This window comes from Deinococcus peraridilitoris DSM 19664 (assembly GCF_000317835.1).
GTDB classification, from domain to species: domain Bacteria; phylum Deinococcota; class Deinococci; order Deinococcales; family Deinococcaceae; genus Deinococcus_A; species Deinococcus_A peraridilitoris.
Genome location: NC_019789.1, coordinates 466039 through 479627, shown reverse-complemented (window position 1 = coordinate 479627; position 13589 = coordinate 466039). Strand labels below are relative to the sequence as shown.

General features: G+C 61.7%; 13 protein-coding genes, 1 pseudogene and 1 riboswitch. Of the genes and pseudogenes, 5 read left to right on the top strand and 9 right to left on the bottom strand.

What is annotated here, in order from left to right; translation table 11 throughout:
- Positions 1-438: 438 nt before the first annotated feature.
- A riboswitch (SAM riboswitch) is annotated at positions 439-562 on the top strand.
- Positions 563-770: 208 nt separating this feature from the next.
- The 3 genes from DEIPE_RS21000 to DEIPE_RS20990 all read left to right on the top strand — a co-directional run bounded on the left by DEIPE_RS21000 (position 771) and on the right by DEIPE_RS20990 (position 4281).
- Entirely contained in the window at positions 771-2051 is a 1281-nt protein-coding gene (locus DEIPE_RS21000; protein WP_015231547.1) for a carboxylate--amine ligase, read from the top strand.
- Between the two features lie 19 nt (positions 2052-2070).
- A complete protein-coding gene (locus DEIPE_RS20995) occupies positions 2071-3111 on the top strand; it encodes an LLM class flavin-dependent oxidoreductase (RefSeq protein ID WP_015231546.1) in 1041 nt (346 codons plus the stop codon).
- Between the two features lie 240 nt (positions 3112-3351).
- Positions 3352-4281 carry an NAD-dependent epimerase/dehydratase family protein gene (locus DEIPE_RS20990; RefSeq protein ID WP_015231545.1) on the top strand — a complete coding sequence of 310 codons (930 nt, stop codon included), beginning with the start codon at positions 3352-3354 and terminating at the stop codon, positions 4279-4281.
- Between the two features lie 49 nt (positions 4282-4330).
- On the opposite strand, the gene DEIPE_RS20985 is transcribed toward DEIPE_RS20990, so the two are convergent.
- From DEIPE_RS20985 to DEIPE_RS20955, 9 genes are all read right to left on the bottom strand, one after another.
- Positions 4331-5356, bottom strand: a complete 1026-nt coding sequence (locus DEIPE_RS20985; protein WP_015231544.1) for a hypothetical protein — start codon at positions 5354-5356, stop codon at positions 4331-4333.
- A gap of 712 nt (positions 5357-6068) precedes the next feature.
- Positions 6069-8573 carry a heavy metal translocating P-type ATPase gene (locus tag DEIPE_RS20980; protein WP_157449131.1) on the bottom strand — a complete coding sequence of 835 codons (2505 nt, stop codon included), beginning with the start codon at positions 8571-8573 and terminating at the stop codon, positions 6069-6071.
- Positions 8574-8585: 12 nt separating this feature from the next.
- On the bottom strand, positions 8586-8909 hold the full coding sequence (locus DEIPE_RS20975; RefSeq protein ID WP_015231542.1) for a hypothetical protein: 324 nt from the start codon (positions 8907-8909) through the stop codon (positions 8586-8588).
- A 528-nt stretch (positions 8910-9437) separates the two neighbouring features.
- Positions 9438-9863: a peptide-methionine (R)-S-oxide reductase MsrB gene (msrB, locus tag DEIPE_RS20970; RefSeq protein ID WP_015231540.1), complete on the bottom strand. Its 426-nt coding sequence runs from the start codon at positions 9861-9863 to the stop codon at positions 9438-9440.
- A gap of 141 nt (positions 9864-10004) precedes the next feature.
- A complete protein-coding gene (locus DEIPE_RS20965; protein WP_015231539.1) occupies positions 10005-10361 on the bottom strand; it encodes a hypothetical protein in 357 nt (118 codons plus the stop codon).
- A 127-nt stretch (positions 10362-10488) separates the two neighbouring features.
- A complete protein-coding gene (locus DEIPE_RS20960; RefSeq protein ID WP_015231538.1) occupies positions 10489-10911 on the bottom strand; it encodes a hypothetical protein in 423 nt (140 codons plus the stop codon).
- A gap of 162 nt (positions 10912-11073) precedes the next feature.
- Entirely contained in the window at positions 11074-11241 is a 168-nt protein-coding gene (locus tag DEIPE_RS24305) for a hypothetical protein (RefSeq protein WP_425387753.1), read from the bottom strand.
- A 68-nt stretch (positions 11242-11309) separates the two neighbouring features.
- Complete coding sequence (locus tag DEIPE_RS24300) at positions 11310-11456, bottom strand: hypothetical protein (RefSeq protein WP_015231537.1); 147 nt, start codon at positions 11454-11456, stop codon at positions 11310-11312.
- Between the two features lie 162 nt (positions 11457-11618).
- Positions 11619-12095, bottom strand: a complete 477-nt coding sequence (locus DEIPE_RS20955; RefSeq protein WP_015231536.1) for a hypothetical protein — start codon at positions 12093-12095, stop codon at positions 11619-11621.
- 164 nt (positions 12096-12259) lie between these two features.
- On the opposite strand from DEIPE_RS20955, the gene DEIPE_RS20950 reads away from it, so the two are divergent.
- The gene (locus DEIPE_RS20950; protein WP_015231535.1) at positions 12260-12862 is read left to right on the top strand and encodes a TetR/AcrR family transcriptional regulator; all 603 of its coding nucleotides are present in this window, start codon (positions 12260-12262) and stop codon (positions 12860-12862) included.
- 438 nt (positions 12863-13300) lie between these two features.
- A pseudogene (locus DEIPE_RS22825) lies at positions 13301-13561 on the top strand (transposase); the annotation flags it as partial.
- Positions 13562-13589 lie beyond the last annotated feature (28 nt).

The following is a 13589-nucleotide window of genomic DNA, read 5'->3' as shown; positions in this document are numbered from 1 at the left end:
TGAAAGGAAAATGTAGTTGAGACCATCCAGTGCCGCGTGAGAAAGGAAGCCCTGCGGCGGACTTGTGACTCATCAGCACATCTGACCCGTACTGGCCGGGAACAAGGGTGAGCCACCTGTCGTGACGCTGGTGTTGTTCACCATCGCACGAGGACGTCTTGAAGTCCGCTCCGTTCGCCCTTCCCGGTTGCACGTCCGGTTTGCCAACACGCCGTAAAGATATTGAGTAACGGTGATCCCTCCTGACCGGTCCGCATGGAATGGTCCAGCCCGTCAGCTTTTACGAAGCTGCCTCCAAACCGAACGCGCCAGAGCGACTCACCCTGCAGGCCTCCGGCAAGGAGCGGAAAATCGCCGATCCATAAATGTGTGACCCACACTTTCGGGCGGTGGGTTGCGCGCTACTTTTTGCCTGTTGCCGCTCGTCAGCGCGCGACACTCTTATCCAGAGCGCGTGAGGGAACTGGCCCGATCAAACGCGCAGCAACCCGCCTTCATTCCGGCGTGGTGCTCACCAGCCCGCTTCACGCCAACGATGGCGCAACGACGGGAATGATAAGAGAAGGGGTGAATGCACTCAACGTTCCTTCTCGATCAGCGGGAAGGGATTTTTTTGTCCTCCTTGCCGTTGCCTTGCGTGAGGAGGATAAACTGCGTGACTCAATTTCGGCATACTGAACACCGGCGTGGTGATTCCCCCGCCCCGAGCAACCTCTATGTGACCGTGCCACCCGGCAGCGTCTTCGGCGCTCGCCGCTGATGGGAGCCTCTTGATTACCGAACGCCAACACCTGCTGGACGCCATCCGCAGTCTGAACGAGCAAGGCCGTCCGGCAGCGCTCACGTTCAACACCCATATCACTGCGCTCGCCATTGCCCGCAGCCTCGGCCGCCAGGGCGTTCCCATCCTGGCCCTGGACCGGGAGGGCGGCGGCCTCGGCCAGCACAGCAAGTACCTCAGCGCCCTGGCCCTTTGCCCTGACGTGGATGACGGTGGAGAAGCCTTCACGGACTTCCTGATGGATATCGGTCCGCACTTCCAGGAGCGCCCAGTCCTGTTTCCCACCAACGACGACTGGGTGTTCGCAGTTGCCCGGCACAAGGGCCAGCTGGAACGTTTCTACCGTGTGCCGTTCAGCGGGCAGGATGTCATCGACACCGCCCTCACCAAGACAGCCCTGTACCGTCAGGCCGAAACCCTCGGCATTCCTATCCCGCAAAGCTGGTACCTCGACCAGGCGTCACTCACGGAACTCGCTGCAGGACAGTCTGATGTCCTGGAACGCACCATCGCACAAGTGCCGTACCCGGTGATCCTGAAACCCGATGAATCACGCGCCTTCTACGAAGCCTTCAAAGCCAAGGTGTTCGTCGTGAATACCCCAGAGGAATTCCGTGCACGCGTCCGTGAAGCCGCCAGCCAGAATCTCCGGTTGGTCGCGCAGCGCATCATCGACACGCCACCCGGCGGGTTTTACAGCGTGTGCAGTTACCTGGACGCGAACAGTGAACCGCGTGGCGTGTTCGTGGGCCGCAAGCTCGAACAGTACCCGCCCACCTTCGGTACGTCCTGCCTGGCCGACTCCCGCTGGGTGCCCGACATCGCGCAGCGCGGCGTGCAGGTCCTGCAGGCGCTCGGCTTTCACGGCATCAGTGAGATCGAGTTTGTGCTGGACCCAAACACGGGCAAGCAGCTGCTCCTGGACGTGAACACCCGCAGCTGGAAGTGGATCGGCCTGCCCATCGCGAGCGGCATCGACCTGCCGCTGCTGGCGTACCAGGACGCGATTGGTGCTCCATTCGACGCGCCTCAGCAGCAGGACGGCATCCGCTGGACCTTCCTGCGCGATTACGTGAAACTCGTGCGTGAACGAAGCGGCGTCATTCCCGAGGAGCACGTGACACGCGAGGAGTGGCTCGACCTCATCAGCGGACAGCGCCCGGCAGGCGGCACGCTGGTGGACGGAATTCTTGATCCCGACGACCCCGCACCGTTCTATGACGTCCTTAAGGGTGAGCTGTTCGGTTTCCTGTACGCCTGCGCCTGCTAGCGCAAAGGAGAAACAAGGTATGAGATTCGGATACTGGATGCCGATTTTCGGCGGTTGGTTACGGAATGTCTCCGACGAAGGCATGAGCATCGACTGGAGTTACCTGAAGGCGCTGGTGCAGGAATCTGAGCGGGTCGGTTTCGACCTGAGCCTGATCGCGGAGCTGAACCTCAACGATATCAAAGGACCCCAGGCACCCAGCCTGGATGCCTGGACCCTGGCGCCTGCGGTGGCCGCCGTAACGGAACGTCTGGAACTGATGCTGGCCGTCCGGCCCAACTACCACGCTCCTGCCTTGACCGCGAAAGCCATTTCGACACTGGAAACCATCGCGCCGGGGCGGGTGAGCCTGAATGTGGTGTCGAGCTGGTGGGCCGAAGAAGCCCGTCAGTACGGTATGCCCTTCGATCAGCATGACGCGCGCTACGCCCGCAGTGAAGAATGGCTGTCCGTGCTGTCACGCTTGCTGACCGAGCCGATGGTGCAGCACGAAGGCGCGCACTACCAGTTACACGGAACCCGGATGGAACCCAAGCCCGCCGCGAAAGTTCCCGTGTACATGGGAGGCGAGTCGCCCCGCGCCAAACAGCTGATCTCGCAGGTAGCCGATGCATATGTCATGCACGGCGACTCGCCGGAAGTCATCGCGGGCAAAATCGCTGATATGCGCGCGAAACGCACCGATGCCGGCGAACCACCGTTGCGGTTCGGAATGGCCGGATACGTGATCTGCCGTGATACACCCGAGGAAGCCCAGGCAGAGCTGACGCGGATCACCAACGTCCACTCCAGCCCCCAGGCTTACGCATCGTACCAGGACTTCGTGCAGGGAAGCCAGCTGGAAAGCCATGTCAGCCTTGAAGAGTACAGCGTATCGAATCGTGGACTGCGCGCTGGCCTCATCGGGACACCCGAGCAGATTGCCGAGCGCGTTCGTGAGTACGAGGCAGTGGGCCTGGACTTGCTGCTTCTTCAGTTCTCTCCACAACTTGAGGAGATGCGGCGCTTCGGCCAGCAGGTCATCCAGCCCTTCTTCCAGGGCGCAGCGAGATCCTCCTGACCTGCGCCTTGCTGCAAGATGTCGAATTTGAATTGGGGAGGGTGGTTTCTTTCAGGCATCGTGGTTTCCACCTTCCTGCCAGGCTGCTTGCTGGCCCTCGGAAACCTCCCTTGCCCCTTGGGCTGAAAACGAGGGTCATAGCCGTATTCCCCCTGACTCTGGCCATCAAGGGAACTGCCGAAGTTGATGTCAACCCGGTCCTGGCTGGGCCGACCACGACACAAGAGGAGGGCTGAGCGAATGAAGGTACTGATCACGGGCGCGGGCGGCAACCTGGGACGCGTGCTCGGCCCAGCATTAAAGGACAGCGGGCATACCCCGATCCTGATGGACTTCCGTCCGATCGACACACCCTATGAATTCATTCAGGGAGACGCGACGCGTCGATCAGACGTCTTTCAGGCGGCTGAAGGGGCAGATGCCATCGTGCATGCCGCCGCCTTTCACGGCATTCACCTGGCCAACCATTCCAGGGATGAATTCTGGAAATTGAATGTGGAAGGCACCTACCACATCTACGAAGCGGCAAGAGAACACGCCATCAAGAAAGTCCTTTTGTGCAGCACCATGGGCGTCTACGGCGAAAGTGTTTCCGTTTCCGAGGATGGTTTCGCGGTGGTCACGGAGGACCTGCCCACGCGGCCAAAAGACTTCTACGGACTGACCAAAGTGCTCTGCGAGGAGAGCGCGAAGTTCTATCACCGCCAGCATGGCATCCAGACGATTTCCTACCGGCTGGGGATGTTCGTACCGGAAGGCTTTTTGCGCTACGGATTCCGGCTGCTGAAGGGTGGGGTGGATGACCGTGATGTCGCCCAGGCGTTCCTGCTCGGGTTGCAGAACGACACGATCGGTTATGAGGCTGTCAACATCATGGCCCAGGTGCCCTTCGACCTGCACGAACTCGCGCGATGGCGTCAGAATCCCCTGGAGTTCATGGAGTCACGCTACCCTGGCATTTCGCAGCTTGTTGAGCAGCGTGGCGACAATATTGACGAACTGCTGAATTTATGGGGTCAGGTGTACTGGTCCGTTGAGAAAGCCAGGCACATCCTCGGTTATCAGCCGCGATACAACTTCCCCGAGTTCTACGCCGCGCTGAAAGCGGGAAATGATGCACATTACCCGTACGCGAACCTGCCCTGGTGGGGCGTGGATCAAGAACACTGAATCAGTGACCAGCACACGCTGGTCACTCGGAACGAAGCGCCGTGTATCCCTATGAACGTTTGGCAGGCAAGCCCTCCTTCCGAAGTCCGCTGACCCATAACGTGCGGCTTTCCTGACCGGGCATCCACATCAACAACACCACCATCACCCCAAAGAACGGCAGGTGATTCACGAGTTCCGTCGAGTCGAACACGGTCAGGGTCAGGTTGAAGAACAGCCAGGCCACCGCACTGATCTCCCGGGTGAAGATATTGAACACCAGAAACAGTCCGATGAGGAGTTCCATCCCACCCGCCCCCGCGAGAAAGACATTGTCCGGCAGCGGGATACCGACCTGCGAAACGAAATTCAGCGGAAACTTCTCGATGAACGCCGTGGCGAGAGGCGCGTTGGCGAGTTTCTCGGTGAAGGCCACGACGATGAGGCTGACCCCTGTACCGATCCGCAGGGCGCTCACTGCCCTGACCATCATGGCGTCGGTCGGAACGGACTTCGGGAGGATCACCCGGTCCACCGAGACGGGGCCCCGTCCGGCCAGAAAGAAAAAGGCGGCGACGCCAAGGTACAAGCTGTTTTCAAGCATGGCGGGGAGTCCGAGCAGCAGCACGCCCAGCAACCACAGGGCGCCCAGCACCACGGCCGCGATGCGGGTGAAGAGTCCGTAGAAGAACGCCAGGGCGATGCTGAACTGCACAAGACCCAGCACGCTCGGGGGAAGATCGTTATTCGGCGAGAACAACTGGGTATGAATACCGTTGATCAGTAACGGTATGGCCACATGGACGGCGAGCAGCAAGGGCAGCAGCCCGTACAGTCGGCTGAGCTGTACACGCTCGGCACCAAATGCGGCCGGGCCGGGTAAGAATCCTCTGCCGCCGCGTCTGCGCTGAAGCCAGGCTGCGGCGAGGGTGGTGAGCAGCACCAGGACCGTGATGGTCAACGGAAGTGGCTGCAGGAATGACGACCAGCCCGGTGGGTAAGGCGCAGCGTCGATGAACCAGGACTTGTGCGCGTAGGCGGATGAGCCGAAGAGGAACGCCGCCAAAGACGGGAAGCTCGGCAGTAGTGCATTCATCAGGCTCCTCGTCTGAACGCATGACGCTTGGCTGCGACGCGGGTGTGCTGGGGTCATGTGGCTCTCCATCTGCACTAAGGCACGCTCTGGCATGGCTGCCAGAGCAGGCTGGTCGGCTGTCGAATCTGCGAGTGCCGGTACGCTGAGACAGGACAGGGCGAACTCTGTAGGGTTATACGGGCTGTACGGCTCAGCGGATGCTTTCTTGCTTTCATCGATTCGTCACCTTGGGCGGGGTCAGCAGAGTCCCGTCCGTGCGATTGAAAGCCACGTCGGCGTCAGCACCGGGCAACTCCCCAAGACGGCGCTTCGCGCTGGACCAGCCTGCGCCGAACACTACGGCGTTTCGAGGCATGCCAGGAGCCCCTGACGCGGCCGCGGATACCTCCAGGGAATAAGAGCTCGTGTCAAGAAGTCTTTTGTTGTGTCCACCTTCAGCCGTCAAAAATTCACGCGGGTGTGGGCTGAGGTGTGCCGGACGGCGCACCTCAGCGCGTCCTGAGCCAAGCTGGTCAGCGGCTCCTTCGTAAGCGGTGCCCGACACTGAGAGGCCGAGTTCGGGTGAGCCCGCCGCGGAGCCACGCTGGCCGGTATCGGCAGGAAGGCCCGGTGATGCCCGCGCAGGGTTTCTCACCTTCGTGATCTGCTCCGCGCTCGCGCCTGAACCAGAATGGCAGCCGGAATGCCGCTCAAGTGATAGCCGGGCAGCGGATTACATGCTGCGCGTTGTCCTGCCAGCACGCGAGGGGACATCGCCTGGCGGGGAAGCTGAAGGGAGGACCGGCTGGCTTTTCGGGAAGAGCGGACGTAAGCCGTTCAGTCCCGCAACAATCGTCGTACCGTGACTGATCACGGTCGACATGAGCGGCGTGGTACGTCCCATCACCGCCATGGCAATCCCAAGTGCGGTCGGCCAGACGACGATGTTCACGTTCTGCTTCAACACCTGCATCGCCTCTCGTGATAAGTCCAGCGCCAGCGGCAGGCCGCGTAAATCGCCGTCCAGCAGGATCACGTCCGACACTTCCCTCGCCACGTCCGCCCCCTGAGGCAGCGAGATGGCGACGTTGGCGCGCGTGAAGGCCGGCGCGTCATTGATGCCGTCACCCACGAAAGCGACCGTGTAGCCCTCATCACGCAAGGCCTGAATGACCTCGGCTTTCTGTTCAGGGCTCGCCTCGGCGATCACGTCGGTGATGCCGGTGCCCCTGGCGATGGCGTGCGCCGAACGTTGGTTATCGCCTGTCAGCATCACGATGCGTTTGACACCGCGTTCCAGTAACGCCTGAATTACTTCTGCGCTCTCCTCGCGCCGTGGGTCGGTGTAGGAAAGCAGCCCGACGAGACGCTCGCCCACTGCAATGAAAACGAGGGAGTTGGCCGACATGTGATTCTCTGCCGTCAGAATCGCTGCGTGCGAGATATCGATTCCACAGTGCTGCATGTAGCGCTCACTGCCCACCTGCAAGGTGTGTTCACCGACGATGGACCGTACACCCAAGCCCATGCTGTAGTCCATCTGCGTGGGTGGCGTGATGACCAGTCCGCGCGTGAGCGCTTCTTTGACAATCGCGTGTGCCGCGGGATGCTTCAGGTTCGCTTCGGCGCAGGCGGTGAGACGCAGGACCTCATCGGCAGTCCACTCCGCATCAAGCGCATGCACCGCCTGAACGACAGGCTCCCCGCGCGTGAGCGTTCCGGTCTTGTCGAACACCACCGCGTCGACCTTCACGAGGGTTTCCAGCGCTTTGCCGCCTTTGATGAACAGGCCTTGCTTGGCGGCGCCGGTCATCGCGCTCAGGATGGTCGTCGGCGCGGAAACGCGAATGCCAGAAGCAAAATCGAGAATCAGCACACCCGCAACGCGCAAGGAATCTGCTCCCAGCAGATAGGTCACCAGCGCAAGAGCGAAAATCGGACCGACCAGCCGGTCTCCGATTTTGGCAGCGTAATTCTGGATGCGCGTGTCGGACAAGGGAGCGTTTTCGATCAACTCCACGATCCGGCCGGCCCGTGTCTCTTTTCCGATGTGCTGCACCTGCACGGAAATCTGCCCGTCAACCATCATGGTCAACGCGAATACCAGGTCGCCAGTTGACTTATGGAGTGGTCTGGCTTCACCACTGAGCATTTTTTCGTCCACCAAGGCGTCACCTTGCGTGATGACCCCATCCACGGGAATCTGATCACCGGGATACACGACCACCGTATCGCCCGGCCTGAGCAGATGCACCGGGATGGACACCACGGCCCCGTCCCGTTCGATCCAGGCTTGCTGATGGGCGACTGATATCAGGTGACTGACTTCCCGACGGGCGCGCGCCATGGTTTTCGACCGGATGACGTCCCCCAGCGCCATCAGCCAGGTCATGATGCCGACAATCAGGTAGTCACCCCGCCAGGTGAGCACGATCAGCGCCGTCAGGTCCAGCTGATCCACGTTGAGCCGCAATTCCGACGCACCCCTCACGGCTCGTCTCGCCAGCGGGAGCGCTGCCACAATGATGACTCCCCGCATCACGAGGGCAGGCCAACCGCCCGTGACGGCCAGCACAATGGCCGCAGTGGGAATCAGTAAGCTTCTGAGTCCCTGAGTGTTGGTCGGGGGCGCCGATTGGGCATGAGTCACCTCACCCGCAGGGGAAGATGTCGTGGGTTGCACCAGCAGCTGCTCGACCAGCTTCAAGATGGTGGGTGCGTCGCTCGTGGACGCGTCATAGCCGACGATCAGAAAACCTTGTCGCTGCTGCACCTCAACGGTCTGCACGCCCCTGAAGCCCTTCAGGGCAGTGTCAAGCTGGGCCGCCAGCGCGGAACGGGCACTCAGGGCGGCGATGTGCAGGCGCAACCGACCGGGAAGCGAGTGAATGACCCGCATGTTCGCCTGAGGGGACCAGCGCTCCGCATGATTGGAGACGGGAAGGCTGCTGGAAGGCCCCGCACTTCCAGGAAGGCGCTCTTCGAGGACCTTGGTCATCTCTGTCAGTACGGCCGCCAGCTCCTGCCGTGCGGGGTCATACCGGACGAGGATGCTGCGAGCGCCCGTCTGAAGCGAGCTTTCTTGTACGCCCGCAATAGAGCTGAAGCGCTCGGCAGTCACCTGCAACCGCTCCTGATGGTGCCGTGAACTTTCAGCCCGGTGACGGATCAGTTGCACGCGGACGCGACCAGGAAGAGCGGAAATGACCCTGAATGCCGGGCCGTCAGTTGCGCTCATGAGCTTTGCGGGTCATCCATTACGGTCTTGCGGTTCAGCCGAGCGGTCATTGCCCGAATCAGCTGGGGTTGTGTGCGCGGTCTGTTGAGCGTACATCTGGCGCAGCTGATGTTCCCGCCAGCGGGCTGCAGTCTCGCGTTCGTGTTTGGCTTCAGCAACAGCGTCGCGCATGCCTTCACGCATTCCGGCCGTCCAACGGCTGGTCACGTCCTCGATGGCCATGAAGCCTTTCGCAGCGGTCTTGGCGATCCCTTTGGCGTTGGCGGTGGTCACCGCGCCGATAACGACGCCGAGGAGAACCGTGGGCATGGACGACATGGACTTGTTGTGTTTCATCGAGAAGCCCCCTTGGCTGGTACTGTACCAGCCAGCCTGGAGGAAAGATGAGGACTTCAAGGGAGCTTCCCTTCATGCCGCTCTACCTTCAGCTGGAGTGCTTCCGCGAGGATGTGCCCGGCTGGCCTGCCGGCATTGTTCATGGACGCCGGAGCGATCAGTGCAGGCAGCCTGGCAGGAAGCAGGAGTGCACGTGCGCCTCAATCTCCGAGTCCGGGGGCTCCTCTGCGTGCACGACGAACATGATGAGACGCGACCAGTCCGGGCTCTCGTGCAGTTGCCCGTCCGGCGCCTCAACCCGGGCGCCGGGGATGTCCGGGAGAACCGAGGGGGAGTCAGGGCTGAGTCATGCGCCGCTCAAGGCGGCCTCTACCAACTTGCGCGAATACGGCAGAAGCAGGCGAGGAACTCATAAGAATTCCTCGCCTGCTTCTGTGGTGCCGTCCAGGTCGCTCCGGTGGAGTTGTCGAGCTGCTACAACCGCACGGGTGGTCGGGAGCCCACTCACGCCCGTGTGCTACACACCATTCAGCGTTCTTCGAGATTCAGCGCGACGCTGTTCATGCAGTACCGCTGGCCTCCGCGGTCACGTGGGCCGTCATCGAAGACGTGCCCGAGGTGCGAGTGGCAGCGGGCGCAGCGCACTTCCGTGCGGATCATGCCGTGCGAACGGTCCTCGAGGAGTTCCACGGCGCTCGGCGCGACGGCTTCGGTGAAGCTCGGCCAGCCGCACCCCGAGTGGTACTTGCTGCTGCTGTCGAACAGCAGATTTCCACAGGCGGCGCAGTGGTAGCTGCCTTCCTCGTCAGTGTCGACGTACTCGCCGGTGAAGGCGCGTTCCGTGCCCGCCTGGCGGAGCACGCGGAACTGCTCGGGGCTGAGCCGTTCACGCCATTCGGCTTCCGTGCTGGGCAGACCGGTCAGGAAGGTGTCGTTGTCAGTGGAGTTCGTCATGGTTTTCTCCTTGGTCTGGTGTTTACAGCGCTTGAAGTGGTCAGCTTCACTTCGGCCTCCAGTGTGGCGCAGGGGCAACCATCACCGGCACCGAGGTTCCAGGCATTGAGGCTGCAAGGACCGGAACGTTGGTGCGCAGCTTCAGAACGTCAATACGGTGTACCCTTCACGGACCAGCGCCGGGAGGCTGGCGTGCTGCTTGTACTCGCTCAGCAGCGCAATCCCTGCCGCTTCCGTCACGTCCGCCACCCTGTGGGACCGGGCGCAGTGCTTGCACGCACCACGCACGTGGGGACGGATCCGCTCGAACAGGGTGTGCAACCGGCTGTCAGGGTCGAGTACGGCCGCGAGGCTTTCCGTGCCGCTCCCGTCGAACACCACCGTCACGTCCTCACCCGCCTCGATCAGCTCTTCGGCAGTGATGAGCGCGCGGTATACGCGACCGCTGTCGCGTTTGATGTCTTCGAAAATGACAACGGCAATCTTGAGGGAGGGCATCAGATGTAGGTCCTTTCATCGAGGAGCGTCCGTGGGGTCAAGAGTGAGAAGGAAAGAATACCCGGGAAGACCCGGGTATTCTTTCAAAATTGAATTAATGGCTTACTGAATGGGCTGGGAGTGCAGGTCAGCGGCCTTTGGCGTTCTTACCGCCGTTGTTGTTCCCGTTCTGGCCGCCCTGGTTGCCACCATTATTGTTGCCGTTCTGGCCGCCCTGGCCACCGCCGTTGCCGCCCCGGTCGTCCTTGCGGTCATCCTTGCGGTCATCCTTGCGGTCGTCCTTGCGGTCGTCGCCGTTTCCACCGTCGCCGTTACCGCCACCACCGCCACCGTTGCCGCCCTTGCCGGCTTGACGGTTCATCTCGGCAGGCTTGGCAATGCAGATGGTCTTCCCGTTGGCGTTCATGACTTCCACTTTCATCTGCCCGTTCCCCATCTTGTGCCCCATGTTCATGCACATCTTCATGTCGGGTTCGGATGATTCGGTGGCTTGCGCGGTGGTCGCTCCAAAGGCGAGGGCCGAGAGGATCAAGAGCATTCGGTATTTCATGGTGTACCTTTCGCTTTCTCCGTGGCGTCACTGTGCATGACGGGTCCTGGGTTGTGTTGTGACTTCTGACGTCCGGAATTTCACTGTAGGGAGCGAAACTCGTTGTTTCGTGTCATTCGCGTAAAACCCCACTTAGCCAACTGACTGACTGTGTGAGAAACCTCACGGCCAACCCAAAGACCAACCCACTCTCCTCTCTGCCACATCACGCTTCCCGCCGCACAGGCCCCTTCCAAGCACCACCGACGCGCCCAGAATGCCCAGCTTCGCTGCGCTGAGCGGCGCATCCGACGAAAACGCCAACCCGGCGATAAACTGCGCCATCGTCAAACCAATGCCGAAGGGTGAAGGGCGTCAGGAACTGCTTCACGCACCCGGTCATGCCTGACCTCGCTCCTTCACGCGCTGATCAGCCACCATGCGGTGCCTCCCAGAAGCATCAGCACCACCATGACGATAAAAATCCATTGCAGTTCCCGGCTTTCAATGGCTTCTTCTCGCGCTTGTCGCGGCTCGCCGGGCGGATTGTCGGGGTCATCGGGCACTTGAACCTCAGTGGATCCCCCAGGGTCGAGGGCCCCAAAAGGCGATCGCTTCAAGGGTGGACGCGGTGTTCGTAGGGTGACATTCACGCTGCTGATGACGCCTGCGGGTGCCGTTGAGGGACGCGCGATTCCAGCTTGCGCTTACGTTCGCCGCCCCGAGGGTCAGCCGCCCATTGAGTGGAACAGTGCGTAGAGGATGGCGGTGGAGAGACCGAAGATCAGGTGCCCCATGAAGGAGGTCACGACATCCAGCGCGCCGTAGTTCTTGTAGGCAAAGCCCTGCGCGCCGATTCGCCCGGTACTGGGATCGAGGGAAGGGATCTTCGCGACGACCGGTCCGGCAATCAGGTAGTGGATCAGGCCGCCGAGGAGTCCCCACAGCCAGAGGTGATGCTGCGCGCCGACAAGGTCGAAGAACAGCGCGTACAGCACGGCCGCGACAAGCGCGATGAGTTCGTGGAAGAGGAAGCCGGCGACGTACCCCGCTCCTCCCTTGATGCCGAGCAGGTTCTGGCCCCAGGTGCGCAGGATGTTCTGTTTGACCGGCAGCCCCAGGGCTTTCTGGAGATAGACGGGGCCTTCCATGATGGCCCCGGCGATCAGTCCGGCGAGCAGGGCGGGCAGGAGTTCGAAATTCATAACGGGTCCTTTCTTCCTGTCAAGTCGAGGGAGGCGGCGTGGTGCTGGTCTAGGGTTGATCTTCAGTTGGCTGACTGAGCGCAGGGTAGGACGCCCTATACTCAGTAATAAGTGCCTCACCTGAACAGCCCTTCACTCTCCTTGCGCTATCTCCGAGGTTTCGCATGAACACCAACATCACCACCGAACCTGTCGGGAAACGTGACCGGCTGATCCGCGCCGCCCGCCGCTCCTACTACCAGCTGGGCGCCGCACAAAGCACCCTCAAGGTCATCGCCCAGGAGGCCGGCGTTCCGCTCGGCAACGTGTACTATTACTTTCCCACCAAGGACGACCTGGCGCTCGCCGTTGTCACGGACACCGAAAGCTGCCTCACCGCGGCCTTACAGTCGTTTGAGGTGAATCCCGACCCACGAGAGCGGATCACGGCTTACCTGGACGCCTGCGCCGGGCAGGCCGAACTTGCCGTGCAGTACGGGTGCCCGGTGGTGACGCTGTCATTGGACCTGCACAAGATCGGCAGCCCGGTCGCGGCTTTGGCCGCTGAGTGCGTCCGCGTGTACCAGGGGTGGCTCGAGCGGCAACTCCAAGCCTTGCCAGTTGAGGATCCTGCCGTGCTGGCGGAGGAGCTGTTCGCGGGCATTCAAGGAGCCTACGCGGTGTCGAGCGCCACGCGTGACCCGGACACGTTCGCTCGGCAGTTGACGCGACTGCGCGAGCGTGTCCGCAACCTGCCTGCCCCTGAACCCGAACTCGTTGAAGGGTGAAGGCGACGGAGAAACTCAGTGCGTGTTTGTGAACTGGTTCGGTCAAGAGACGCCCGCAGAACAGCATTTGAGGGGCGAATCGCGAGCGGTACCACAGTGACCTGACAAGATGGCCGTTTAGACGCCTCGACCCGTTGTTGCCGGCGGCGCCGGGTGGATGACCTCGCAATGTCGACCTTCACAAGGTGATGCGCGCGGTCTTCTGCGCTCCGGCCAACGGCTGTCCCTGTCTTGGGCAGCGCAGGCCACGAAGCAGTTTGTGTCCTTGCCCGGTGCCCTTCCCCGACCCACCACTTCCCAGTGGTAGATCGTCTATGCCTGCCTCCGCCGCTTCGAACGTGATGGTCGCTGGAAAGCCATGAACAGCGTGCGCCTGCGTCAAACCCGTGAGGCCATACACCGAGACCCGAGGCGAGTGCGGCCCAGCTTGACGCCCAGACCGTTCGCTGCGCTCCGCACGCAGTGCCCAGGGATGCAGACGCCGCAAGAGAGACCAGTGGACGTAAACGGTCTGTGTTGGTCGATACCCTTGGCTTGGCGCTGGCCGTCGTGGTCACAAGTGCTCACATTCAGGATGGCAGCGGCGGGACATTGCTGCTGGCCTACGCCAAGCGGCGCCTTACCCGTCTTGAGCGGGTGTGGGCCGATCAGGGCTGCCAGCACGGTCTGAAAGAGTGGGTGAAGCGCTGGTGCAAGTAGGCGCTGAAGATCGTTTGTCCTCGTGAGG